This window comes from Janthinobacterium sp. NKUCC08_JDC (genome assembly GCF_019345575.1).
Lineage (GTDB): Bacteria > Pseudomonadota > Gammaproteobacteria > Burkholderiales > Burkholderiaceae_D > Janthinobacterium > Janthinobacterium aestuarii.
The window spans coordinates 1-23,302 of record NZ_JAHKQW010000007.1 but is presented as its reverse complement, the minus strand read 5'-3'; the positions used below and the strand labels follow the sequence as shown (position 1 = coordinate 23,302).

Genomic DNA, 23,302 nt, shown 5'->3' with positions numbered 1-23,302 from the left:
TCGATCGTCGCGATGACGGGTGCATGATCGGACGGCTGTTGCCAGTTGCAAGTGGTCCCCTGTCGATGATGCCCGTATCGGTCAGTCGATAGTGGCAACGACTGGCGCATGGTCGGACGGCTGTTCCCACTTGCGGGGCACGCGGTCGATCACGCAAGCCTTGCAGCGGCCGGCCAGGGCGGGCGAAAGCAGGATGTGGTCGATGCGCAGGCCCTTGTTCAGGCGGAAGCCCAGCTGGCGGTAATCCCACCAGCTGAATGATTTTTCCACCTGCTCGAACAGGCGGAAGGCGTCCGTCAGGCCGATGTCGAACAGGCGCTGCAGGGCGGCGCGTTCCTTGTCCGAGACCAGTACCTGGCCGGCCCAGGCGACGGGGTCGTGCACGTCGCGGTCATCTGGCGCGATATTGTAGTCGCCGACGACGGCCAGCTGCGGGTGCTGCAGCGCTTCTTCGGCCAGCCAGTCGTGCAGGGCGGACAGCCAGCCCAGCTTGTATTCGTATTTGTCCGAATCGACGCTCTGGCCGTTCGGCACGTAGGCGCAAACGACGCGCACGCCACCGATGGTGGCTGCCAGGATGCGCTGCTGCGCATCTTCATAGCGGGGATTGTTCTTGACCACGTCGGTGATTGGCAGCTTCGACAGGATGGCCACGCCGTTGTAGGTTTTCTGGCCGCTGAAGACCACCTGGTAGCCGGCCGCTTCGATTTCGGCGACGGGGAACTTGTCATCCGTGAGCTTGGTTTCTTGCAAGCACAGTATGTCGACCGGGTTGTCGGTCAGCCATTGCAGCACTTGCGGCAGGCGCACTTTGAGCGAGTTGACGTTCCAGGTGGCGAGTTTCATGGGAAAAATCCTTGCTTGAATAGGTGGCGATAGGCGCGAATCTTACCGCATGCGTGCAGATGGCGTCCGGCCCGCTTGCCGGGCATAAGCTTTATTTACTGGCAGGAAAAAAGCGCTGCTACAAAAGTATTTGTATTTAACCAATCGTGGCGCATGAATATTATGTTTTTGTGTATCATTGATCAACCCCTATGTTTGATTTGGCATAAGTGGCTGGCGTGGCAGGCTGCGTCTCGCTGTTTAGCGCGACAAAGGTGTAAAGTTTCTCGCTAAAACGCAATAAAAACTACTAAAATGGCACAATGTAACAACTGTGTCATACGGCTTTGTTACAGCCCAGTTAAGAACCGAACAGGAAGCAGTTGTAATTAGTTGTAATTGCTATTCCGATTACATGACCACTGTGCCGGGGACGGAGTGTCAATTCCATCCCTGGCGCCGCCAGACTTGTTATATAAATTGCAGTACTGTATCTATGAGACTGTTTTGCGACATCAATAGATGGTACTATTTTGAAATGTTGCAGTTTTAATAGTGAGACTTGCGCGTAGCATTTGCAAAGGAAGAAAATGCGAACTGCATTTGAAGCGTGGGCGCAGCGTGACGGCCACATTGTGCGGCGAAGAGAAGACAAACCGGATGAGTACCTGATTTTCGAGACCCAGCGCCGCTGGGTTATCTGGCAGGCAGCTCTGACGCATGGCAAGACGGCTGCCAAGCCGCGCGTGAGCGCGGCCGAAAAGGCGGCGAAAGCCCAGCGCGCGCTGGAAATGTCTTCCGATGAAGCGACCGTGCGCAACAAGGTGCTCAATGAGGTGCTCGACGCCTTCAGCGGCGCCGATGGCGCGGCCGGCATGGAAGGCATACTGAAAGTGATCCAGGGCCTGAAGCAGAAGCAGAAGGCGCTGGCCGACGACAAGAGCGAAGATTCAACGGCTTGAGGGGACGGCGATGCGTTATCGGCACTACAAGGGCGGCATTTACGAACTGGTGTGCGAAGCCACGCTGGAAGCGGATCTGACGCCGATGATCGTCTATCGCGCCGAGGATGGTTCCATCTGGACTCGGCCGAAAGACGTGTTCTTTCAACTGATCGAAGTCGAAGGCGTCATGGTTCAGCGTTTCGCTCCCATCAACTGATGGCCGCCCGCGTGCGTGCCCGGGATTTTCTTCATGCGTAAATTGCTGCCTGCCGCTTTGGTGCTGGGCTTTGCCTGCGCCGCGGCACATGCCGAAACCATCGGTTCGGTCGACACGGTGTTCAAGCTGATCGGCCCTGACCACAAGATCGTCGTCGAAGCGTATGACGATCCGCGCGTTGCCGGCGTCAGCTGCTATCTGTCGCGCGCCAAGACCGGGGGGCTGAAGGGTGCCGTCGGCCTGGCCGAAGACAAGGCCGATGCGTCCGTGGCTTGCCGCCAGGTGGGGCCGCTGCAATTCAAGGGCAAGCTGCCGCGCCAGGAAGAAGTGTTTACCGAGCGTGCCTCGATCTTCTTCAAGCACGTGCGCGTCGTGCGCATGGTCGACAGCAAGCGCAATGCGCTCGTCTACCTCGTGTATTCCGACCGCCTGATCGAGGGCAGTCCGAAGAACAGCGTCACCGCCGTCGCCGTGCCCGGCGACCAGCCGATTCCCGTCCGTTAAGCGAGCTACCCATGCGCATGCCATCGTCTGCAGCCCTTGCCGCCAGGACGCTGCTGCTGTTTGGCCTGGGCGGCTGCGCCACGTTGACGGGCAACACCGAGCAGATGGTGCTGGTGCAAACCATCCAGGACAACCGCGAGCTGACGGGCGCCGGCTGCATCCTCAGCAACGACGTGGGCAAGTGGTTCGTCACCACGCCCGGACGCATCACCATCCGCAAGAGCCAGGAACCGTTGAAGGTCGATTGCCGCAAGCATGGCTCTCCCGCCATCGCGACGGATGACCATATCGATCCCAAGCTCAATGGCAGCGTCTGGGGCAATGTCATCCTGACCCTGGGCGTCGGCTATTTCGTCGACCGTAACACGGGCGCCGGCTTCGACTACCCATCTATTCTGACCATCGTCATGCAAGACCCCGCGCGCCTGGCGCCGCCGCCTCCGCCCGTTGCCGTGAAACCGCCGGCGCCCGCCGTGCCGGAAACGGTGGTGCAGCCCAAGGTGGCGCCATCGCCGTTGCCCAATCCCGTCGTCTACTGATTCATACACACGAAAAAAAGCCGCCAGGGTCAGTGACCATGGCGGCTGCTTCGCGACGCCGGTAGCGCAGGGCGCTGCCGGCAAGGCGTCAACTTAGACCCGGTTGATCAGGAACGTCGTCAAGAGTGGAACTGGACGGCCGGTCGCGCCTTTTGCGCCGCCCGATTTCCATGCCGTGCCGGCGATGTCCAGATGCGCCCAGGTGTACTTCTTGGTGAAGTTTTCCAGGAAGGCCGCTGCCGTCACCGAACCGCCGCCTGGCGTGCCGATGTTGGCCAGGTCGGCGAAGTTCGACTTCAGCTGCTCGTTGTACGCCTCTTCGATCGGCATGCGCCATGCCGTGTCGCTCGACTGCTTGCCCGCTGCCAGCAATTCATTGGCCAGCTGGTCATGCGCCGCATCGCTGCGCGTAAACAGGCCGCTGTTGTGGTGGCCCAGGGCCACGACGCAAGCGCCCGTCAGGGTGGCGATATCGACGACGGCTGCCGGCTTGAAGCGTTCGGCGTAGGTCAGCGCGTCGCACAGCACCAGACGGCCTTCGGCATCCGTGTTCAGCACTTCGATGGTCAGGCCGTTCATGGAGGTGACGATGTCGCCTGGCTTGGTGGCGCGGCCCGACGGCATGTTTTCGCACGCGGCGATGACGCCGATGACGTTCAGCTTCAGGTTCATTTCGCCGATGGCGCGGAAGGTGCCCAGCACCGAAGCGGCGCCGCACATGTCGTACTTCATTTCATCCATGCCAGGACCGGCCTTGATCGAAATGCCGCCCGTGTCGAAGGTGATGCCCTTGCCGACGAGGACCACTGGCGCATCCTTGGCCTTGCCGCCCATATGCTTCAGGACGATGAATTTCGGCGGCTGCTCGCTGCCGTTGGTGACGGACAGGAAGCTGCCCATCTTCAGCGCTTCGAGCTGTTTGCGGTCCAGCACTTCGACTTCGAACTTGTAATCCTTGGCCAGCTGCTTGGCCGTGTTGGCCAGGTAGGTCGGGTTGGCGATGTTCGCCGGCAGGTCGCCCAAGTTGCGCGTCAGGTCGGAACCGTTGGCGATGGCGATGGCTTGCGCCAGCGCGCCGCGCGTCGCTGCCGTTGCGGGAGCGGCCAGGACGATCTTGCGCACTCCTGCTGGCGCCGGATCTTTTTTGCTTTTTTGCGAGTCGCAGCGGTATTCGCTGTCGTGGGCGGCTTGCACCACGCAACGGATTGCCCAATTTACGTCGCGCTCTTTCACTTCAGCCAGCGGTAATGCGATAATGGCGTCCGCAGCGCCCAGCGAGCCGAAGGCCTTCAGTGCGGCTTGTACGCCGGTTGTGAAGCTTTTTTCGCTGACAGTATCATCGCTGCCCATGCCTACCAGCAGAACACGTTCGGCGGCGACGCCATCGACTGCGCGCAGCAGCAAGGTGCTGCCAGGCTTGCCGCTGATGTCGCCGGACTTCAGCGCAGCCGAAATCGCACCCTTGCTGTCCAGCGATTTTGCCGCTGGCGACAGTTTTTTGTTTTCGAATACCGCAACCGCGATGCATCCGCTTTTGGCCGTGCCGAGGGTGCTCTTGGTATCGAATGCTTTTATGCTAAAGTCCATTTGGTTCTCCGTTTTCATTTACTAGTAACGTGTTACTCAACTAACTGACCCGAATTATAAACTCCGAATGATCTTTCAACGCGCCCTTCGACGTGAATTGGCTAGTGCCGCCGGGGCCACCTTCACAGTTTTGTTCAGCATCCTGCTCACCTGGATGCTGATCGGTATTCTCGGCAAGGCGGCGGGCGGCAAGATCGCATCGTCCGACGTCATGTCCCTGATGGTTTTTTCCGCCCTGATGCAACTGCCCACCATCATCATCCTCACCGGATTCATTTCGGTGCTGATGGTCGTCACCCGCAGCTACAAGGAGTCGGAGATGGTGGTGTGGTTCGCCTCCGGCCTGAGCCTGTCGCGCTGGATCTGGCCCGTGCTCAGCTTCGGCCTGCCGCTGGTGCTGGCCACCGGCGTCCTGAGCCTGTACGCCACGCCATGGGCGCAAAAGAAAAGCGATGAATATGTGGCGCGCTTTGAAAAGCGCGAGGACCTGCAGAAAGTCACGCCGGGCCAGTTCCGCGAATCGGCCGGCAGCAACCGTATCTTCTTTGTCGAGGGCGTGAGCGGCGAGAAGAACGTGGTGCAGAACGTCTTCGTCAATACCGTCGATGAAAAAGGCAGCGCCGTCGTCGTCGTCGCCAGGGAAGGCGTGATCAATACCGACGCCAAGGGCGAACGCTTCCTCGTGCTCAAGAGCGGCCGCCGCTACCAGGGCGTGCCGACGCAGGCGGACTTCCAGACCATGGAATTCGAACAGTACATCATGCGCATCGAGAGCAAGCAGCAGGAGATGGGCGCGGACCTGGGCGTGCGCGCCATGAGCACCATGGCGCTGGTCGAGGCGAACAACCAGTTCACCATGGCCGAATTGCTGTGGCGGGTCAGCGCGCCCCTGATCGGCCTGATGCTGATCCTGCTGGCCATTCCGCTGGGCTTTGTCAATCCACGCGCCGGCAGTTCGACCAATCTGATCATCGCGCTGCTGATTTTCTTTACGTACAGCAACCTGATCAAGGTCATCGAAGCGAGCGTGAAACAGGGCCGCATGACCTTCGGCCTGGCCTGGTGGCCGCTGCACCTGCTGGCGGCGCTGGCCGTGGTGGTGCTGTTTGCGTGGCGCCTGAATGTGAACCACCGCTATCATCCGCTGGTCCTGCTGGCGGCTTTCAAGCGCGCGCGCCGCGCCGGCAATACAAGTAAAGCGGCACCGAAATGAAGATTTTACAGCGCTATTTTGCGGTCTCGATATTCCAGGCGGTGCTGTTCGTGCTGCTGGCCTTTTTGGCACTGCAAGCCTTCATCGACCTGACGGGCGAGCTGCCCAAGGTAGGCCGCAACGGCTACACCATCCAGTATGCCTTCCTGTATGTGCTGGTACTGGTGCCGGGGCATGTGTACGAGGTGATGCCCATCGCGGCGCTGATCGGCACCATCTACACGATGGCGCAGTTTGCCGCCAGTTCCGAATTCACCATCATGCGCGCTTCGAGCATGTCGACGGCGATGGCGGCCGGTTTCCTGTTCCGCATCGGTATCGTCTTCGTCGTCATCACCTTCATCTTCGGCGAGTTGATCACGCCGCGCACGGAGCCGCTGGCCGAGCGCCTCAAGCTGACCTCGCGCGGCGCGGCCGTGTCGAGCGAGTTTCGCTCTGGCCTGTGGACCAAGGACATGGTCAAGAGCGATGGCTTGACGGGCACCGTCACCGGCTCGCGTTTTTTCAATGTGGGCGAAGCGCGCCCGGACGGCCAGCTGAAAAACGTCAAGCTGTATGAGTTCGACACCGATATGCGCTTGCGCACCCTGACCGTGGCCAAGGGCGCGACGTATCAGGGCAATAATATCTGGCGCCTGACCGATGTGACGGAAACCTCGTTCTCGAACAGCGCGGCCACCGCGCCAGGCTTCGAGCCGAAGCTGGCGAACTACTATGGGCAGGAAACGAGCCTGGTGCGCACGGTGCAAAGCGCCAGCAAGGACATGACGTCGGAAGTGACGCCGAAGATCCTGACGGTGTCGGCCTCCGATCCCGAGCGTATGTCGGCCAGCGAACTGGCCGTGTACACGCGCCACCTGGCCGAGAACAAGCAGGAAACGGAGCGTTTCCGCATCGCCTTCTGGAAAAAGCTGATCGATCCGCTGGCCATTTTCGTGCTGATGGCGCTGGCGCTGCCGTTCGCCTACATGCATACGCGCAGCGGCGGCATCAGCCTGAAGATCTTCATCGGCATCATGATCGGCGTGAGCTTCATGCTGGTCAACACCCTGTTCTCGCATCTTGGGCTGCTCAGCACCTGGCCGGCCTTCCTGACGGCGGTGGCGCCGAGCGCCCTGTATCTGCTGCTGGCGCTGGGCGCCCTGTGGTGGGTGGAGCGGCACTGATGGAGACGAACGTGAAACAGGCACTGATCTTGTTTGCCCATGGCGCGCGCGCCGCATCGTGGGCCGCGCCCTTCGAGCGCCTGCGCGACCTGACACAGGCGCGCATGCCCGGTACCGGCGTGCACCTGGCCTTCCTGGAACTGATGACGCCACGCCTGCCCGAACTGGTGGCGACCCTGCTGGCCGAGCTGCCCGCCGGCGCCATCCTGGACGTCACCGTGGTGCCCGTGTTCCTGGGGCAGGGCGGGCATGTGCTGCGCGACCTGCCGCTGCTGCTGGAGGAACTGCGCCAGCAGCATCCGGCACTGCGCTTGAAGGTGGTCGAGGCGGTCGGCGAGAACGCCAGCGTGCTGGCCGCCATCGCCGATTACTGCGTGGCGGCGCCAGGCTCCAGCCCTATCCCTTGAGCGGTATCGACATCGTCTACCTGTGGGTAGACGGCGCCGATCCCGCCTGGCGCGCGCGCCGGCAGCACGCCTATGCCGCCTGGGCGCGGGCGCATCCGGGCCAGCTGGCCCTGCACGGCAACGTGGCGGGGCGCTACCGCGACAACGGCGAACTGCGCTACAACCTGCGCGCGCTCGAGCGTTTCTTCCCAGGCCACGGCCATATCTACCTGCTGACGGACCGGCAAGTGCCCGACTGGCTGCGCGCCTCACCGCGCCTGACGGTGATCGACCATGCGAGCCTGATGCCCGGCGCATCGCTGCCCGTGTTCGACTCCGGCCATATCGAATCGTATCTGCACCATATTCCGGGCCTGTCCGAACGCTTCCTGTATCTGAACGACGACGTATTTTTTGGCGCGCCGTTCGAGCCCGCGTTCTGGTTCGGGGAGGAAGGGGAGGGGCGTTTGAGTGTGTTCACGGAGAGTGCGCCGCACGATGACGTGCAGGACTTGCGCGCCGACGTGGCCGCGCCAGTCAACTGCGCTACGTTGTCGCGGCAATGGCTGTCGGCGCAGTACCCCGAATACCTGCATGAACCGCGCCTGTATGCGCATGCGCCGCGGCCCATGCTGAAAAGCGCGCTGCATGCACTGGAAGGGCTGGCGCCGGCCATGTTTGCCGGCGTGCGCGCGACGGTATTCCGCTCGTGGCAGGTGCCGGCACTGCTGCCCGACCTGGTGCCGCGCTGGATGGTGCATCAGGGATTCGCGAAGTCGCGCATGCTCGATCCGCTGCATATCGCCAGCGGCGATGTGGCGGCGCCGCGGCAGCTGGAGGAGCTGGCGGCGCGTTTCGGCAGCTTGCCGTTTTTCTGTATCAACGATACCTGCGACGAGGCCGACGATGACGACCCGCGCCTGCTGCGCGTGGCCGCTACCTTGCAGCGGCTGCTGCCGCTGCCATCCTCATTTGAAAGTGCTTAAGCCGTTTTTTTCTTCGGCGCCAGGCTGATGCGGGCGGCGGCCGTGCTGTCGGACAGCGAAGCGAGGAACAGCAGCAGATAGGCGCCCAGTTCGAAGACTTCCTCGCCCAGCAGCGCGTAGGCGTCCGGCATGCCATGGAAGACCTTCTTGTCGAAGGGCCAGCCGGCGACCATCAGCAAGCCGCCGATGGCCGTCAGGATGGTGATGCGCATGCTGAAAATCAGGCCCGCATGGGCAAACACCTTGCGCGCGCGCGGCGCGAAGAAGATCAGCAAGCGTATCAGGATCAGCAACTCCACCACGCGCAGGGCTTTTTCCAGCTGCGCCCAGACGGGCGCGGTGCCGAACTGGTCGATATCGAGTTCGCGCAGAAGGAAGCCGAACAGCAGCGCACACAGGCCCGCATGCATGAGGAAACGCAGGGACTGGCGGTCGGTCTCTTGCCAGGCGCGCACGCCATGCACGGTGCAGGCCAAGGCCAGGAACAGTGCCTGCAGCCATTCGAGCAAATGGTTTTCGTCGTCGATATTCGGGAACACCGTCCACAGGGCGATGGAGGCGAGCATGCTTAACAGCACAGCGCTGGCGACGCCGACATTGCTGCGGCTGAGCGAAGTCAGGGCTTCGCGCATGGAGGTGAAATTCATGTGTGGTCGTAAGGCTAAAGTTGCGCGGCGCGGTATTGCAGCCTGCGGGCGCAGCTTTTTTCGGGGAGAGTGTCAGTGGCTCCCGTCAGCCGGGAGACCGCATGGCAAGCGCTATGGCGGGGCGAAGCGTGAATTTATTGCTAACACGCAACAACTTCTCGAGAAAAGATGCGTGAGCATCGTATCATGTTTCCTCTGAAGACGTCGGTTACTGACTTTAAAGTCGGTAAAATACGCTGTGTTTATTCAAGCATGGCGCGCCAGCATGGCGGCCGTTTCTTCGATGGCCTGGTGCGCGCGCGCGGCCATGGCGTCGCCCAGCATCACCAGCACGGGGCCGTGGTTGTCGCCCAGGCCATGCGCCAGGGCGCCCAGCGTCAGGCGCACGATGCGCTGGTCCGGACGGCTGCAGTTTTCAATCACCACCACCGGCGTGTCGGCAAGGCGGCCCTGGGCCAGCAGGCGCTGGGCCGTGGCGATGGCTTCGCGGCCACCCATGTATTGCACTAGGGTATCGCAGTCGGGGATGCGCGTCTGGTCCGGTTCGCCGGGCGCCGTGCTGGACGTGAAAAAGGCCACGCTGCGCGACACGCCCCGTTTGGTCAGCGGCTGCTGTGTAGCGGCCGCGGCCGCCAGGGCCGTGGTAATGCCGGGCACCACTTCGACGGCGATGCCCGCTTCTTCCAGCGCCCGCAATTCCTCGTCGGCGCGGCCGAACAGCATGGGGTCGCCCCCTTTCAGGCGCACGACGATGGCGTGCTTGCGCGCGTTGTCGACCAGTTGCTTGTTGATGAAGGCCTGCGCCGTCGACAACTGGCCGCAGCGCTTGCCGACCAGAATCTTTTGCGCCTGCGGGCACAGCTCCAGCATCTCTTCGGTGACCAGCGCGTCGTGCAGCACGACGTCCGCTTGCGCCAGCAGGCGCGCGCCACGCAAGGTCATCAGGTCTTGCGCGCCGGGGCCGGCGCCGATCAGGTAGACCTTGCCGGGGAGAGATGGGGAGCTGTTCATGTGGCTGCCTTTCCTGGACGATACGGGATTAGAGCCGAACCATGCCGGCCGCGACGGTCTGGTGGGTGACTTCATCGATCAGGATGAAGGCGCCGGTGGCGCGGATATCGGCATACGCGTCGGCCGCCAGCGCCTGCTGCACGTTCAGGCTGATGCGGGCGATATCGTTGAGCTTCAAGCCTTCGGCCGGATGGCGCTGCTGCGTATTGATGTCGAGGATCGATTCGATCGCCGTCACCTTGGCCGCCGTCTGCTTGGTGCCGTGCTTGATCCAGTACTTGCGGCGCAAGTCGAGCGCGTCTTCCGACAGCCAGCACACGTCGGCCACCACTTGTTTCAGCAGGGTGGCAGGGCGCTCGCTGCTCGCCAGCAAGTCGCCGCGCGAGATGTCGAGGTATTCATTGAGCAGCAGGGTCACGGACTGGCCCACCACGGCGGTGCTCAGCGAGCCGTCCAGGGTGACGATATCCTTGACGGTTGCCGTCTGGCCCGATGGCTGCACCACGAGGGTGTCGCCGATGCTGACCTTGCCCGCCTCGATGCGGCCCATGTAGCCGCGGAAGTCGTTCGCTTCGTGGCCGTTGTGGCGCGCCACCAGCTGCACCGGGAAGCGGAAGGGCGTGTCGTGCGATTCGTCGTAGACGGACAGCGATTCGAGCAGCTCGATCAAGGTCGGGCCTGTGTACCAGCCCAGCTTGTCGCCGCGTTCGACGACGTTGTCGCCGGTGAGTGCCGACAGCGGGATCGGCGTGATGTCCTTCAAGCCCAGCGACTGGGCGAATTCGCGGTAGGCGGCCACGATGCGGTTGTACACCGTTTCATCGTAGTCGACGAGGTCCATCTTGTTGACGGCCACGACCACGTGCTCGATCTGCAGCAAGTGGGCAATCGTCGAATGGCGCTTGGTCTGGATCAGCAATTCCACGCTGCCGTCGTCGCCCAGTTTCACTTTCGACACGTCGATCAGGATGATGACGGCGTCGGCGGTGGAGGCGCCCGTCACCATGTTGCGGGTGTACTGCTCGTGGCCCGGCGTGTCGGCGATGATGAATTTGCGTTTCGGCGTGGCAAAGTAACGGTAAGCCACGTCGATGGTGATGCCTTGCTCGCGTTCCGCTTCCAGGCCGTCCGTCAGCAGCGACAGGTCGACCGTGTCGCCCACCGTGCGCTTGTGCTTGGAGCGCGACATGGCGTCGAGCTGGTCGGCGAAGATGCCCTTGCTGTCGAACAGCAAACGGCCGATCAGCGTGCTCTTGCCGTCATCGACGGAACCGGCCGTGATGAAGCGCAGCATGCCGCGCTCCAGGCTGTCGGTGAGGTTGGTGTTCTGGATTGCTGCGTTCATTAGAAATACCCTGCTTTCTTGCGTTTTTCCATCGAGGCTTCGGAAGTCTGGTCATCCATGCGGGTGGCGCCCCGCTCCGTGATTTGCGTGATTGCCGTTTCGGCGATGATGGCGTCGACCGTCGCCGCATCGGACGAGACAGGGCAGGTGCACGAGATATCGCCCACCGTGCGGAAGCGCACGACTTGCGTTTCGACCGTTTCGCCTTCGCGCGGCGGCGTCAGATCCGTCAGCGGCACGAGCAAGCCGTTGCGCGGGATCACCTGGCGCTCGTGCGCGAAGTAGATCGGCGGCAATTCCAGTTGCTCGCGGGCGATGTATTGCCACACGTCCAGCTCGGTCCAATTGGAGATCGGGAAGACGCGCATGTTTTCACCGGGATGGACGCGGGTGTTATACAGATCCCACAGTTCCGGACGCTGGGCTTTCGGGTCCCAGGCGCCGAATTCGTCGCGGAACGAAAAGATGCGTTCCTTGGCGCGGGCCTTTTCTTCATCGCGGCGGGCGCCGCCGATGCAGGCGTCAAATTTGTATTCGGCGATGGTTTCCAGCAAGGTAACGGCTTGGGCCGCGTTGCGCGAATCCGTGGCCGGGTTGCGCAGGCGCACGGTGCCGCGCTTGATCGAGTCTTCCACGGAGCCGACGATCAGGCGCTCGCCCAGTTCCGCCACTTTCTTGTCACGGAAAGTGATGACTTCGGGGAAGTTGTGGCCCGTGTCGATATGCACGAGGGGAAACGGGAACTTGCCTGGGCGGAAGGCTTTTTCGGCCAGGCGCAGCAGGACGACGGAATCCTTGCCGCCGGAAAACAGCAGCGCAGGGTTGGCCGATTCGGCCGCCACTTCGCGCATGATGTGGATGGCTTCCGATTCAAGGCTGTCGAGGTGACGCTGGTTCAAAATATTGCTCATATGGGTGCTTTCTTGTTCTGCTGAGTCTGTTGTGTCTGTTCAGGCTGCCACGGATTTGATGCGTATCAGTTTGCCGTCCACCATGTGCAGGCCGCATTCCTTGGAGTCGGGGTTTTCCCACCACCAGCGTCCGGCGCGTACATCTTCGCCCGGCTGCACGGCCCGCGTGCACGGTTCGCAGCCGATCGATGGGTAACCCTGGTCGTGCAGCGCGTTGTACGGCACGTCGTTGGCGCGGATGTAGGCCCACACGTCTTCTTCCGACCAGTCCGCCAGCGGATTGAATTTCGTCATGGCGTGGGCCGCGTCGTCTTCCTGCACGTGCAATTCGGCGCGCGTGGTGGACTGGGCGCGGCGCTGTCCCGTGACCCAGGCCTTGTTGCCGGCCAGGGCGCGGCCCAGCGGCTCGACCTTGCGGATGCGGCAGCATTCGCGGCGCATCTCGACGCTGTTGTAGAACGCGTTCAGGCCGTTCTGTTCCACGTAAGCGGCCACGGCTTCCGGTTGCGGGCGGTACAAGGTGATGTCGTGGTCGTAACGGGTCTTGACCTTGTCGAGCACGGCCAGGGTTTCCTGGTGCAGCCGGCCTGTTTCCAGGGAGAAGATGCCGATGGGCAGCTTCGCCTTGAGTATCATGTCGGTCAGCACCATGTCTTCGGCTGCCAGGCTAGAGGCGAACACGGCCGGCGAAAAGTCCGCGGCGATGCGTGTCAGCGTTTGCTGGGTGGCGTCAATTAAAGTAGAGAGGTCGCTCATGGCTCGCTTTCTCAGATGCCGGCCGCGTTGTCGAGGTCAGGATTCTGGCCTTCGCGCTGGTGGCGGCGGAACAGCGGCGATTTTTGATCCCACGAGGCCTGGTAGGTTTCCGAAAAGACCGATAAACCTTTCAGGGCGTCATGGATGCTGCGGTCGGGGCGTGTCGCATACGCGTCAAAGCCGACCCGGTGCATCGAGAACAACTGGTCGCGCAGTACGTCGCCAATCGCGCGCAATTCACCCTGGAAACCGAGGCGGGCGCGCAGGTTGAACGCGATGGAATAGCCGCGGCCATCCGTGAATTTCGGGAAGTCCACGCCGATGACGGGCAGTTGCGCCACGTCGGCCGCCAGTTCTTCCGGGCGCTCGTCGCTGGCCAGCCATACGCCGATGTCGGGCAGGCGGGCGGCCAGGGTCTCGCGCTGGGCTTGCCATACGAGGAGGGGCACGATGACCTTGCCGGTAGGCACGACGACCGTTTCCGGCGTGTCGTTTTCATCGAGGCGCAGCAAGCCCCAGGTATTCGGCACCACGGCGGCGTTCTTGATGATTTCTTCGCGTACTTCAAACATATTCGTCTTCTCCCACCAGGTTGCCGACGGTGATCGGCGTTGCATATACGTGTTCCTTGAACGGCGCCAGGCCCAGGCGCTGGGCCGTGTCGACGAAGCGCTCGCCTTCGTGGCGGTCGCGCACGTAGACGTGCAGCAGGCGGCCGATGACTTCAGGCATCTGCAGGGAAGAGAACGATGGCCCGATGATCTTGCCGATGGCCGCGTTGTTGCCTTGCGCGCCGCCTATCGACACTTGATACCATTCGCTGCCATCCTTGTCGACGCCGAGGATGCCGATGCTGCCCACGTGATGGTGGCCGCAGGCATTGATGCAGCCGGAAATGTTCAGTTCGATCTCGCCGATGTCATGCTGGAAGTCGATGCTGTCGAAGCGTTCCGCGATGGCGGCCGCGATCGGCAGCGACTTGGCGTTGGCCAGCGAGCAGAAGTCGCCACCAGGGCAGCAGATCATGTCGGTCAGCAAGCCGATGTTCGGCGTGGCCAGGCCATGCGCCTTGGCTTCCTGCCACAGCGTGAACAGTTTCGACTGTTCCACGTCGGCCAGCACGAGGTTTTGCTCATGCGTCACGCGCAGTTCGCCAAAGCTGTAGCGGTCGGCCAGATCGGCCACGAAGTCGATCTGCTCGGCCGTCGCGTCGCCGGGCGGCACGCCCGTTTTCTTCAGGGACAGCACCACGGCCACGTAGCCTGGGCGCTGATGCGGCTTGACGTTGCGCGCCAGCCAGTTGACATAGGCCTTGTTGTCCGCGTGTTCGTTCTTGTAGTCGAGTTCCGGCAAGGGCAGGTAAGCGGGCGGATTGAAGAAGTCCGCCACGCGCTGCATTTCCTCGGCCGTCAGGGTTTCCGGACCATCCTTCAAGTCGACCCACTCGGCTTCCACCTGGCGCGTGAATTCTTCGACGCCGATGGCTTTCAGCAAAATCTTGATGCGCGCCTTGTATTTGTTGTCGCGGCGGCCGTGCAAGTTGTACACGCGCATGATCGCCTGGATATACGTCAGCAAATGCTGCCACGGCAGGAAGTCGCGCACGACGCTGCCCAAAATCGGCGTGCGGCCCATGCCGCCGCCAGCCATGACCTTGAAGCCCACTTCGCCAGCGGCGTTGCGCACGGCCGTCAAGCCGATGTCGTGCACGGCGATGGCGGCGCGGTCTTCCTCGGCGCCATTGATGGCGACCTTGAATTTACGCGGCAGGGCGATGAACTCGGGGTGGAAGGTGCTCCACTGGCGCAATACTTCCGCGTATGGGCGCGGATCGATGATTTCATCGGCCGCGACGCCGGCGAACGGGTCCGATGTTGTATTACGGATACAGTTGCCCGACGTCTGGATCGCGTGCATTTCCACGGAAGCGAGGTCCGTCAGGATATCGGGAGTCTGCTCCAGCTCGATCCAGTTGAACTGGATGTTCTGGCGCGTCGTGAAGTGGCCATAGCCGCGGTCGTACTTGCGCGCGATGTGCGCGAACATGCGCATCTGCTTAGCCGACAGCAAGCCGTACGGCACGGCGATGCGCAGCATGTAGGCGTGGCGTTGCATGTACAGGCCGTTTTGCAGGCGCAGCGGAATGAATTCCTCTTCCGTCAGTTCATTGGCGATACGGCGCGCAACCTGGTCTCGGTACTGGGCGATGCGTTCTTTGATGATGAGGTGGTCGTACTGATCGTAATGGTACATATCAATTCCTAAAAAAGCCGGGGTGCTGGAAGATTGCCTGGGATTATGTTCTTGATACTGCTCTTGTCACTTGTTCGGTAATTAATAGATTAGCTTCACTGCCACGCCGGTCAAGGTCATCGCCAGCAGCACTCTTAAAAACTTTTCCGGCACGGAGCGGGCGACCCAGGAACCGAGCGTGATGCCGGGCAGGGAGCCGACCAGCAAGGAGGCCAGCAATTCCCAGTGGATGGAGCCGAGCCACCAGTGGCCGAGGGCGGCGATGGCCGTCAGAGGCACGGCATAGGCGATATCGGTGCCCGCCACTTCGGCCGAGCTCATGCGTGGATACAGCATCACCAGCAGGGTCGCGCCGATGGCGCCGGCGCCGATCGACGAGACCGTCACCAGCACGCCCAGCACGGCGCCGGCAATAATGGTCGCAGCGGCAAGCTTATTGCCTTGTAATTGTTTCTCGGGGTGCGCATTGATCCAGGCCAGCATGCGGCCCTTGAAAATCAGTGCCACGACGGTCAGCAGCACGGAGCCGGCGATCGAGTAGCGGATGATCTGGCCGATTTCCGGCGACAGGGTGCCGAACGATTTGAGCGCCAGGGTCGCGATGACGGCGGCGGGCAGGGCGCCGATGCACAGGCGCTTGACGATATCCCAGCGGATGGTGCCGCGCAGGCGGTGCGTCAGCGTGCCGGCGCTCTTGGTGATCGAGGCGAACGCGAGGTCGGTGCCCACGGCCACGGAAGGCGGCACGCCAAACAGCAGGGTTAACAGCGGCGTCATCAGCGAGCCGCCGCCCACGCCGGTCATTCCTACGAGTAATCCTACGGCAAATCCTGAGACTATATAAGACAAAGTCATGCTTGCACCCCCAAAGTACCCGCAATAGTAATAAACTTAGTGTTTATTCCAAACTACTAAGTACGCATTTGCTTATATGCGATATGCGTATATGCATGAACGCAAAATCATGGGTGGGGCGGAAACTCGGCAAATCACGGCAATCTAGGGCAAACCAGCAATGAATCTCCATCAACTGCGCTTCGTGCGCGAAGCGGTCCGGCAGAATTACAACCTGACGGACGCCGCCAAGGCCCTATTCACGTCGCAACCTGGCGTATCGAAAGCCATCATCGAGCTGGAGGAAGAGCTGGGCGTGGATATTTTTACCCGCCATGGCAAGCGCATCCGCGGCTTGACGGAGCCGGGCCGCCTGGTGCTGGAGTCGGTTGAGCTGATCATGCAGGAAATCGACAGCATGAAGCGCATCGGCAAGGAATTCGCAGCGCAGGACAGCGGCAGCTTTACGATCGCCACTACGCACACGCAGGCGCGCTACACTTTGCCCAAGGTCGTGCAAGCCTTCATGCTGAAGTTCCCGAAGGTCAGATTATCTTTACTGCAAGGCAATCCTCGCCAGATCGCCGAGATGGTGCAGCGCGACCAGGCGGACCTGGCCATCGCCACGGAATCGATCGCCGCCATCGATGGCTTGATTACCTTGCCATGCTATCAATGGGAGCACGTGGTGGTGGTGCCCGTCGACCATCCGCTGCTCAAGTCGAAGTCCGTGACCCTGGAAGAAATCGCCGCTTTCCCCCTGATTACCTATGACAGCGCGTTCGCCGGACGCAACAAGATCGACCACGCTTTCGTGCTGCGCGGCCTGAAACCGGACATCTTGCTGGAAGCCATCGATGCGGACGTCATCAAGACTTATGTCGAGTTGGGCATGGGGATTGGTATCATAGCGGGTATGGCCTTCGATGCCGAGCGCGACAAAGGCTTGCGCGCCATCCCTGTCGGCCATCTGTTCGGCATGAATGTGTCGCGCGTGGCCGTCAAGCAGGGCGCGTATTTGCGCAGCTATATCTATACCTTTATCGAGTTGCTGACGCCGACCCTGAACCGCAAGCTCATCGAGCAGGCGATGAGCGGTGATAAAGAGCACTACGAACTATAAACAATGCATGAAGCCGGCCGGGCGAGTTGCCTGGCCAAGATTATTTAAGAAGAGAAGAAACAATGATTACCGATCAGCTTGCCAAATATTACGCCACCATCGCGCAGCAGTACGAGCGCGTCTATGACAAGCCCGAACGCCAGGAAGACCTGGAAGTGTTGCGCGACAAGGTCGCCGACGTGCTGGAAGGCCACACCGTGCTGGAACTGGCTTGCGGCACCGGCTACTGGACGGAAGTGGTCGCCGAGTCGGCCGACTCCGTGCTGGCCACCGATATCAACGATGAAATGCTGGCGCTGGCCCAATCGCGCGGCTTGCCCGACAACGTCAGTTTCGCCAAGCTCGATGCCTTCAACTTGCCCGATGACTTGCTGGGCAAGTTTACGGCCGTGTTCGCCGGTTTCTGGTGGTCGCACGTCAAGCGCGAAGACCAGGACAAATACCTGAAGCAATTGCGCAGCAAGCTGGGCAAGGACATTCTGCTGGTGCTGATCGATAATTCCTATGTCGATGGCAGCAGCACCGTGATCGCGCGTACCGACCTGGAAGGCAACACCCACCAGTTCCGCACGACGGACGCGGGCGAGCGCTATGAAGTACTGAAGAATTTCCCATCGGATAGCCACCTGCGCAAGAAGTTTGCCCACTCGGCCCGCGAAATCCGCATGAAGCGCCTGGAATACTACTGGCTGCTGAGCTGCCGCCTGAAGTAAGCTGTTGCCGCAGGAACCGCCCTCGGGCGGTTTTTTTTCGTCTGTTGTTTTTATCTGACATGACGTTGTGCCAAAAAGCAACATCTTGTCGATGTCATATTGTTGAAGTATTTGGTGGGCATGATTCGGTTCAGCAGCTAAGCAGCACCACTCTTGTCCAACCTAATGTAGAGAATCTCAAGTGAAAAAAATTACTCTGGCAGCATTGATCATCGGCACCTTCGCAGCAGCTACGGCACAAGCACAATCGAACGTCACCGTGTACGGCCTGGTTGACCTCGGTATTGCCAAGACCACTGGCCAGCCGACGGTACAACGCGAAAACAATGCTTCGCGCCTCGGTTTCAAGGGTACGGAAGATCTGGGTGGCGGCCTGTCCGCAATTTTCAACCTGGAAAGTGAATTCCTGGCTGACACCGGCGCGCAAAAAGGCGTGTTGTTCGACCGTCAAGCCTACGTGGGCTTGAAAGGCGCTTTCGGTACCACCATCCTGGGCCGCACTAAGAATCTGGTCGACGGCACCATCGCCCGCGTCGACCCATTCAACACCTACGGCGTGGTCGGCAAGAACAATGAAACCCTGCTGCGTTCGGGCGTCGGCACGTCGCGCGTCAACAATGCCGTGACCTACAACAGCCCAAGCTTTGACGGTTTCGTGGGCAGCCTGCAATACGTGCTGAGCGAAGTCAACAGCGCTGACGCAGGCGTGATCGGCCTGGCAACCTACGACAATGGCCCGATCAGCTTGCACGCCGGCTACGAAAAAGCCGTGCAAGCGACGGCAACGGCTGCCAAGCCTGACCTGTGGTCCATCGGTGGCGGCTATAAATTCGGCCCAGCGAAGATCACGGCGGCCTATTCGAAAGGCGACACCAAGGTTGCCACGACTGGCGAATTCAAGTCCTACCTGATCGGCCTGAACTACACGGTTGGCGGTGGCGATGCCAAAGTGTCGTACGGCAAGCAAGAGCAAAGCAACAACAAGTTCAAGGATCAGGACACCATCAAGGAATTCGGCGTTGGTTACGACTACCACCTGTCGAAGCGCACCGATGTGTACGCTTACGCTGGCCGCGAGCGCGTCAAGTCGCTGACTTCGTACCAGATCGGTCTGGCACACAAATTCTAAGCATCATTCGATGTGACGAAGCAAAGGCGCCTGCGGGCGCCTTTTTTATTGCATCGCCGCGGCGGCCGCCTCGGCATGCATGGGCAGCGAGATTTCGATGCGCGTGCCGCCCAGTTCGCTATCGGTACCGATATGGATATTGCCATTCAAGCCCCATACCCGTTCACGCATGCCCAGCAAGCCAAGTGCCGTGGCTTTTTCCAGGTCGTGTTCGGCAATGCCGCGGCCATCATCCTGGATGGTGATCGCCAGCGAGGAATCGATGCGGTGCAGGGCGATGGTGATGTGGCTGGCCTCGGCATGGCGCGCGATATTCGTCAACGCTTCCTGCACGATGCGGTAGATGGCCGTGCTGCGCGCGTCGTCAAGCACGAGGTCGGCTTCGTCGGCCAGCAAGTCGAAATGGATGGCGCGGCGCAACAGGAAGTCGTGGCGCAGTTTTTGTAGCGCAAAATACAATCCCCCTTCATCGAGCGCGCGCGGACGCAGGTTGCTGGCGATGCGCCGCAGCGAGGTGATGGCCGTTACCAGCAAGCCGTCCATGCTGTGCAGCAACGCTTGCAGGGAGGCGGTGGTGTCCGTGTGCTGGCGCACGAGGGTCAGGTCGACGCGCAAGGTGGCGAGCAATTGCCCCAAGTCATCATGCAGTTCGCGCGCGATATGCTTGCGTTCTTCTTCGCGGATGGTTTGCAGCGCGCTCGACAATTCACGCAATTGCGAAAAGGAGCGGGCCAGCTGTTCATGCATCTGCTGGCGCGCGCTGATGTCGCGCACGATGATGGTAAACACGCTCTGGCCATCTTCCTGCATGGACGAGAGCGAGCCTTCGAGGGGAAACATGGCGCCATCGCTGCGCCTTCCCGTCAAGGTGTAGTCGGTGGCGCGCCGGCCCGTCAGGCGCAGCTCCAGGCTGATGTCGTCAAACGGCGGATCGCCATCGTGCGTGCCCAGGCTGCCGAGGGTACGCAAGTCGCGCAGGATGTAGTGGCCCAGGGGCATGCCGCACATGGCGGCCGGCGTGTCGTCGAACAATCTGGCCGCCGCCGCGTTCGCATGCAGGATGATTTGCCGGCTGTCGATACTGATGATGGCGTCGCTGGCGCTGTCGATGATGGCCTGGCCGCGCGCCTGCTGTTGCCGGCGGGCTTTCAGTGGAGGAAACAGGCACAGCAAAAGCGCCGCCGCCATACCCAGCGGCAAGATGCGCAGCAGCGCGGGACTGCCTCGGTCGGGCATTGGGGTCTCCTTGCGAACGTGGGCGAAGGCAGGCAGTGCAGGAATGACGGGCGGGACTTGATATAGCCTATGCCTGCTGGCGCGGCGTGGTTTGATGTGGCGCAGAAAGGGGGCAGAAGAGAGGCATGCGCCGCGCCGGCCTGGACCGGGCGGCGGAGACTTACATTTGCTTGAACAGGTGCAGGAAGCTGCGGCTCACTTCGAGCTTGTCGGACTTGCCTTTGATGAGGACCAGGTGGCGGCCGCGGATGTCGCGCGTCACGCCTTCGATGGCATTCACATTGACGAGGGTGGCGCGGTGGATTTGCCAGAACAGCGAAGGATCGAGCTCTTCAGCCAGGTCGCGCACGGGTTTGCGGATCAGCGCCTCGTACTTGGCTGTCTGCACGCACGTGTATTTCTCGTCCGAACGGAAGAACAGGATCTCTTCCACGGGAATCATGCGCAAGTCCTGGCCGATGCTGGCCTGTATCCATTGCAAATACGTGGGCTTGGCCGTGATTTTTTCCGCCAGCTGCGACAGCATGGCCGTGACGCTGCTGTTGACGTCCAGGGCCGGCTTGTTCAAGTGCGTTTTCAGGCGCTCCACCGTCACCAGCAAGCGCTCGTGCTCGGGCGGCTTGAGCACGTAGTCGACGGCGCCCCGCTCGAAAGCTTCGACGGCGTGGCTGTCATAGGCCGTGACGAAGACGATATGCGTCTTGCTGCCTATTACTTGCGCCGCTTCCATGCCCGTCTTGCCCGGCATGCGGATATCGAGGAAGGCAAAGTCGGGCTTGAGTTGTTCCACCAGTTCGATCGCTTCGTCGCCATTCTTGGCTTCGCCGATGATTTCCAGTTCAGGCCAGGCCTGGCCCAGGCGCAGGCGCAGCTGGTCGCGCATCAGTCTTTCGTCGTCGGCAATAATAGCGGTAGGCATAAGTCTCAAGTGTGAACGGGCGAAGATTGATTATTCAATGATTTAGCGTTTTTATCAACTACTCTGTCTTATTTGGACAATTGATAGGGCACTTCGATCACGGCGCACACGCCGGACGGTTGATTTGGCGTAATGGTCAGGCTGCCCTGGTCGCCATGCAGCAGTTTCAAACGCTCGCGGATGGTCGGTAAACCGAGGCCCGTGCCATCGCTGGGCACCACGCCAAAGCCCAGGCCGTCGTCGGTGACCGTCACGCGCAATTTGCTGTGCGCCACTTCGGCCACGATGCGCAGGGTACCGCCTTCCGGTTTGACTTCCAGGCCGTGCTTGATGGCATTTTCCACCATCGATTGCAGCATCATGGGCGGGAAGGCGGCGCTGCGCAGGCCATCGGGAATCTGGAAATCGACGGTCAGGCGTTCTTCCATGCGCATTTTCAGCAGGTTCAAATACGCTTGCACCATGTCCGCTTCACGGCCCAGGTTGGTAATCAGGGCGTTGTCGCGCATTTGCGGCAGCACGGCGCGCAGATATTGAATCAGGCTGCGCTGCATCTTGGCCGCGCGCGGCGGATCAACCTGGATCAGGTGTTCGACGGAGGCAAGCGTGTTGAACAGGAAGTGCGGCTCGACTTGCGCCTGCATCATCTGCATCTTCGCTTCGCTGAGCTGGCGCTGCATGGATTCGCGCTCGGCCGCTTCGTTTGCCGTGACGGTTTCCGCTTCCGCACGTTTCTTGCCGCCGACCAGGGCTTTCATGGCGAACAGGGCCAACACCAGCAAGGAGACAAAGCTCTTGAACCAGGTCGAGGCTTGCTGGTGATAACGCGACACTTTTTGTTCCGCCGCATCATCGACGGCTTCTTCGATGGCATTTGACAGCTCTTCGCCGATTTGCGGCGGCAATTCAATATGGACTTCTTCGCCCGATGCATTGGTGGTCACCGGATAGCTGGGTTTGGCGGGGGCGGCCGGCGGTTCAGGCGGTGCCGGCGGCACGGCACTGGCTTGCGCGTCCGCCTCGGCGGCGTCGGCCGGATCGCTGGCTGCATCGGCCGCGCTGCTGCGCCGGTTCTTGCTGTTGCGGGGATTGAAATGAATGCCTGTATCGTCGATCAGGATATTGGTTTCACCCGAGCCCTTGCTGCTGCGTTTATGCGACTTGATGACAACTTCTTCGTCCGGGCCGGACGAGAACAGTTCATCTTGCAAAATGGAACCGGCGATCAGGGCCAGCGCAGCGAACAGGAAGAATTTCCACCAGGACAGTTGGGTGACCCAGGTCGTCGTCGCGTCGAATGCCCGTTGCAACCAAGCGAGGATGGTTTTCAACAATTCGGGCAGGCTGGAAATCGGAAGCATGGGGGCACTTTCAAGTACAAGAGTTAATCGACGCAGCGGGCAAGTTTAACCGCTTGTTGCGTAGCGTCAGAGTCTGATGTTGCCACTGTGCCTAAAGACCACGAACTACGCCAGCCGATTGCGACAGGCTGCACAAAAAGGCGCTTGAAGTGAAGGCCAGGCTTGCTGGGCGGTGAGGGGCGATAAATAGCGCTTGCAGGGAATGTGGGGCAGGGCTATAATTCGCCCCCTCGCTGAACGACGCATGCAAATGCTGAATGAGACGAGAAAAAAGAAGGTTGACGAAATGCTGCAAACGCTTCATACTCTTCCTTCTTCGCAGCTGACAAACACAACGCTTTGTCGATAGCGCGAAAGCAGTAACCGAATACAGTTCTTTAACAATTAACAGTCGATAAGTGTGGGCATTTGATGTAGTGCAGCGATGATCTTCGGATTGTCGTAATACTTAAAATATCAAATGTTCACAAGAAATAATGAAATAGGATACTTCTTCGGAAGTAGCCTGTCAGTTTTTTGAGTGAGCAAACACCTCGCAATGCGAGGGGTTTGAACTAGTTAAATAGTTCGACCATGCCGGTAAAACGGCAAAGTAACAGAGATTAAACTGAAGAGTTTGATCCTGGCTCAGATTGAACGCTGGCGGCATGCCTTACACATGCAAGTCGAACGGCAGCACGGAGCTTGCTCTGGTGGC

General features: G+C 60.8%; 23 protein-coding genes, 1 rRNA gene and 1 pseudogene. 12 read left to right on the top strand and 13 right to left on the bottom strand.

The features are described 5' to 3' along the window. Positions 1 to 81 precede the first annotated feature (81 nt). Positions 82 to 846 (bottom strand): exodeoxyribonuclease III, encoded by a 765-nt coding sequence (gene xth, locus KO538_RS17575; protein WP_219329151.1) that lies wholly within the window; start codon positions 844 to 846, stop codon positions 82 to 84. 569 nt (positions 847 to 1,415) lie between these two features. Between xth and KO538_RS17570 the strand changes: the two genes are divergently transcribed. Genes KO538_RS17570 through KO538_RS17555 form a run of 4 tightly spaced genes read left to right on the top strand, consistent with a single transcriptional unit; the run spans position 1,416 to position 3,029 of the window. Further along, positions 1,416 to 1,787: a hypothetical protein gene (locus tag KO538_RS17570; protein WP_034751548.1), complete on the top strand. Its 372-nt coding sequence runs from the start codon at positions 1,416 to 1,418 to the stop codon at positions 1,785 to 1,787. Between the two features lie 10 nt (positions 1,788 to 1,797). Continuing rightward, the gene (locus tag KO538_RS17565) at positions 1,798 to 1,986 is read left to right on the top strand and encodes a DUF1653 domain-containing protein (RefSeq protein ID WP_034751545.1); all 189 of its coding nucleotides are present in this window, start codon (positions 1,798 to 1,800) and stop codon (positions 1,984 to 1,986) included. 33 nt (positions 1,987 to 2,019) lie between these two features. Next, a complete protein-coding gene (locus tag KO538_RS17560) occupies positions 2,020 to 2,490 on the top strand; it encodes a CreA family protein (protein WP_034751542.1) in 471 nt (156 codons plus the stop codon). A gap of 17 nt (positions 2,491 to 2,507) precedes the next feature. Then, complete coding sequence (locus tag KO538_RS17555) at positions 2,508 to 3,029, top strand: hypothetical protein (RefSeq protein ID WP_219329150.1); 522 nt, start codon at positions 2,508 to 2,510, stop codon at positions 3,027 to 3,029. 93 nt (positions 3,030 to 3,122) lie between these two features. On the opposite strand, the gene KO538_RS17550 is transcribed toward KO538_RS17555, so the two are convergent. After that, on the bottom strand, positions 3,123 to 4,616 hold the full coding sequence (locus tag KO538_RS17550) for a leucyl aminopeptidase (protein ID WP_072454512.1): 1,494 nt from the start codon (positions 4,614 to 4,616) through the stop codon (positions 3,123 to 3,125). 67 nt (positions 4,617 to 4,683) lie between these two features. Between KO538_RS17550 and lptF the strand changes: the two genes are divergently transcribed. The 4 genes from lptF to KO538_RS17530 are packed head-to-tail and all read left to right on the top strand — an operon-like array spanning position 4,684 to position 8,367. Beyond that, positions 4,684 to 5,829: an LPS export ABC transporter permease LptF gene (gene lptF, locus KO538_RS17545; RefSeq protein ID WP_034751537.1), complete on the top strand. Its 1,146-nt coding sequence runs from the start codon at positions 4,684 to 4,686 to the stop codon at positions 5,827 to 5,829. Then, a complete protein-coding gene (lptG, locus tag KO538_RS17540; RefSeq protein ID WP_034751534.1) occupies positions 5,826 to 6,995 on the top strand; it encodes an LPS export ABC transporter permease LptG in 1,170 nt (389 codons plus the stop codon). Before lptF ends, lptG begins: the two co-directional genes overlap by 4 nt. Next, a complete protein-coding gene (locus KO538_RS17535) occupies positions 6,995 to 7,402 on the top strand; it encodes a sirohydrochlorin chelatase (RefSeq protein WP_072454513.1) in 408 nt (135 codons plus the stop codon). The genes lptG and KO538_RS17535 overlap by 1 nt, the downstream gene beginning before the upstream one ends. After that, entirely contained in the window at positions 7,399 to 8,367 is a 969-nt protein-coding gene (locus tag KO538_RS17530) for a stealth family protein (protein ID WP_219329149.1), read from the top strand. Before KO538_RS17535 ends, KO538_RS17530 begins: the two co-directional genes overlap by 4 nt. Here the strand turns inward: KO538_RS17530 and KO538_RS17525 are convergent. The 8 genes and pseudogenes from KO538_RS17525 to KO538_RS17490 form a co-directional block, all read right to left on the bottom strand. After that, entirely contained in the window at positions 8,364 to 9,014 is a 651-nt protein-coding gene (locus KO538_RS17525) for a hypothetical protein (RefSeq protein WP_219329148.1), read from the bottom strand. The genes KO538_RS17530 and KO538_RS17525 overlap by 4 nt on opposite strands. Positions 9,015 to 9,260: 246 nt before the next feature. Then, positions 9,261 to 10,025, bottom strand: a complete 765-nt coding sequence (gene cobA, locus KO538_RS17520; RefSeq protein WP_219329147.1) for a uroporphyrinogen-III C-methyltransferase — start codon at positions 10,023 to 10,025, stop codon at positions 9,261 to 9,263. 28 nt (positions 10,026 to 10,053) lie between these two features. Further along, the gene (locus tag KO538_RS17515) at positions 10,054 to 11,370 is read right to left on the bottom strand and encodes a sulfate adenylyltransferase subunit 1 (protein ID WP_070303818.1); all 1,317 of its coding nucleotides are present in this window, start codon (positions 11,368 to 11,370) and stop codon (positions 10,054 to 10,056) included. Beyond that, positions 11,370 to 12,287: pseudogene (cysD, locus tag KO538_RS17510) on the bottom strand (sulfate adenylyltransferase subunit CysD); the annotation flags it as partial. The pseudogene cysD and the gene KO538_RS17515, both read right to left, overlap by 1 nt. A gap of 33 nt (positions 12,288 to 12,320) precedes the next feature. Next, on the bottom strand, positions 12,321 to 13,037 hold the full coding sequence (locus tag KO538_RS17505; protein WP_070303816.1) for a phosphoadenylyl-sulfate reductase: 717 nt from the start codon (positions 13,035 to 13,037) through the stop codon (positions 12,321 to 12,323). An 11-nt stretch (positions 13,038 to 13,048) separates the two neighbouring features. Continuing rightward, positions 13,049 to 13,609, bottom strand: a complete 561-nt coding sequence (locus KO538_RS17500; RefSeq protein ID WP_219329146.1) for a DUF934 domain-containing protein — start codon at positions 13,607 to 13,609, stop codon at positions 13,049 to 13,051. Beyond that, positions 13,602 to 15,290, bottom strand: coding sequence for a nitrite/sulfite reductase (locus tag KO538_RS17495; protein ID WP_072454516.1), 1,689 nt, complete (start codon positions 15,288 to 15,290; stop codon positions 13,602 to 13,604). The genes KO538_RS17500 and KO538_RS17495 overlap by 8 nt, the downstream gene beginning before the upstream one ends. Before the next feature lie 81 nt (positions 15,291 to 15,371). After that, on the bottom strand, positions 15,372 to 16,145 hold the full coding sequence (locus KO538_RS17490) for a sulfite exporter TauE/SafE family protein (protein WP_034751508.1): 774 nt from the start codon (positions 16,143 to 16,145) through the stop codon (positions 15,372 to 15,374). 160 nt (positions 16,146 to 16,305) lie between these two features. Between KO538_RS17490 and KO538_RS17485 the strand changes: the two genes are divergently transcribed. The 3 genes from KO538_RS17485 (at position 16,306) to KO538_RS17475 (ending at position 19,089) form a co-directional block, all read left to right on the top strand. Beyond that, positions 16,306 to 17,247, top strand: a complete 942-nt coding sequence (locus KO538_RS17485; RefSeq protein ID WP_034751505.1) for a CysB family HTH-type transcriptional regulator — start codon at positions 16,306 to 16,308, stop codon at positions 17,245 to 17,247. A 62-nt stretch (positions 17,248 to 17,309) separates the two neighbouring features. Then, positions 17,310 to 17,960 carry a class I SAM-dependent methyltransferase gene (locus KO538_RS17480; RefSeq protein ID WP_034751502.1) on the top strand — a complete coding sequence of 217 codons (651 nt, stop codon included), beginning with the start codon at positions 17,310 to 17,312 and terminating at the stop codon, positions 17,958 to 17,960. A gap of 181 nt (positions 17,961 to 18,141) precedes the next feature. Then, complete coding sequence (locus KO538_RS17475; protein WP_219329145.1) at positions 18,142 to 19,089, top strand: porin; 948 nt, start codon at positions 18,142 to 18,144, stop codon at positions 19,087 to 19,089. A 45-nt stretch (positions 19,090 to 19,134) separates the two neighbouring features. On the opposite strand, the gene KO538_RS17470 is transcribed toward KO538_RS17475, so the two are convergent. From KO538_RS17470 to KO538_RS17460, 3 genes are all read right to left on the bottom strand, one after another. After that, complete coding sequence (locus KO538_RS17470) at positions 19,135 to 20,325, bottom strand: PAS domain-containing sensor histidine kinase (RefSeq protein WP_070303810.1); 1,191 nt, start codon at positions 20,323 to 20,325, stop codon at positions 19,135 to 19,137. Positions 20,326 to 20,485: 160 nt separating this feature from the next. Continuing rightward, the gene (locus KO538_RS17465) at positions 20,486 to 21,244 is read right to left on the bottom strand and encodes a LytTR family DNA-binding domain-containing protein (RefSeq protein ID WP_034751497.1); all 759 of its coding nucleotides are present in this window, start codon (positions 21,242 to 21,244) and stop codon (positions 20,486 to 20,488) included. A gap of 68 nt (positions 21,245 to 21,312) precedes the next feature. Next, positions 21,313 to 22,605: a sensor histidine kinase gene (locus tag KO538_RS17460; RefSeq protein ID WP_072454519.1), complete on the bottom strand. Its 1,293-nt coding sequence runs from the start codon at positions 22,603 to 22,605 to the stop codon at positions 21,313 to 21,315. Between the two features lie 604 nt (positions 22,606 to 23,209). Between KO538_RS17460 and KO538_RS17455 the strand changes: the two genes are divergently transcribed. Beyond that, positions 23,210 to 23,302 (top strand): 16S ribosomal RNA (locus KO538_RS17455); the annotation flags it as partial.

Bases quoted from the DNA above. Each gene is read 5' to 3' on its own strand.
- xth (WP_219329151.1), bottom strand. From the start codon at position 846: ATGAAACTCGCCACCTGGAACGTCAACTCGCTCAAAGTGCGCCTGCCG.
- KO538_RS17480 (WP_034751502.1), top strand. From the start codon at position 17,310: ATGATTACCGATCAGCTTGCCAAATATTACGCCACCATCGCGCAGCAG.
- lptG (WP_034751534.1), top strand. From the start codon at position 5,826: ATGAAGATTTTACAGCGCTATTTTGCGGTCTCGATATTCCAGGCGGTG.
- KO538_RS17465 (WP_034751497.1), bottom strand. From the start codon at position 21,244: ATGCCTACCGCTATTATTGCCGACGACGAAAGACTGATGCGCGACCAG.
- KO538_RS17525 (WP_219329148.1), bottom strand. From the start codon at position 9,014: ATGAATTTCACCTCCATGCGCGAAGCCCTGACTTCGCTCAGCCGCAGC.
- KO538_RS17505 (WP_070303816.1), bottom strand. From the start codon at position 13,037: ATGAGCGACCTCTCTACTTTAATTGACGCCACCCAGCAAACGCTGACA.
- KO538_RS17470 (WP_070303810.1), bottom strand. From the start codon at position 20,325: ATGCCCGACCGAGGCAGTCCCGCGCTGCTGCGCATCTTGCCGCTGGGT.
- KO538_RS17565 (WP_034751545.1), top strand. From the start codon at position 1,798: ATGCGTTATCGGCACTACAAGGGCGGCATTTACGAACTGGTGTGCGAA.
- KO538_RS17570 (WP_034751548.1), top strand. From the start codon at position 1,416: ATGCGAACTGCATTTGAAGCGTGGGCGCAGCGTGACGGCCACATTGTG.
- KO538_RS17535 (WP_072454513.1), top strand. From the start codon at position 6,995: ATGGAGACGAACGTGAAACAGGCACTGATCTTGTTTGCCCATGGCGCG.
- KO538_RS17555 (WP_219329150.1), top strand. From the start codon at position 2,508: ATGCCATCGTCTGCAGCCCTTGCCGCCAGGACGCTGCTGCTGTTTGGC.
- KO538_RS17490 (WP_034751508.1), bottom strand. From the start codon at position 16,145: ATGACTTTGTCTTATATAGTCTCAGGATTTGCCGTAGGATTACTCGTA.
- KO538_RS17500 (WP_219329146.1), bottom strand. From the start codon at position 13,609: ATGTTTGAAGTACGCGAAGAAATCATCAAGAACGCCGCCGTGGTGCCG.
- KO538_RS17515 (WP_070303818.1), bottom strand. From the start codon at position 11,370: ATGAACGCAGCAATCCAGAACACCAACCTCACCGACAGCCTGGAGCGC.
- KO538_RS17460 (WP_072454519.1), bottom strand. From the start codon at position 22,605: ATGCTTCCGATTTCCAGCCTGCCCGAATTGTTGAAAACCATCCTCGCT.
- KO538_RS17550 (WP_072454512.1), bottom strand. From the start codon at position 4,616: ATGGACTTTAGCATAAAAGCATTCGATACCAAGAGCACCCTCGGCACG.
- KO538_RS17495 (WP_072454516.1), bottom strand. From the start codon at position 15,290: ATGTACCATTACGATCAGTACGACCACCTCATCATCAAAGAACGCATC.
- KO538_RS17485 (WP_034751505.1), top strand. From the start codon at position 16,306: ATGAATCTCCATCAACTGCGCTTCGTGCGCGAAGCGGTCCGGCAGAAT.
- lptF (WP_034751537.1), top strand. From the start codon at position 4,684: ATGATCTTTCAACGCGCCCTTCGACGTGAATTGGCTAGTGCCGCCGGG.
- KO538_RS17560 (WP_034751542.1), top strand. From the start codon at position 2,020: ATGCGTAAATTGCTGCCTGCCGCTTTGGTGCTGGGCTTTGCCTGCGCC.
- cobA (WP_219329147.1), bottom strand. From the start codon at position 10,025: ATGAACAGCTCCCCATCTCTCCCCGGCAAGGTCTACCTGATCGGCGCC.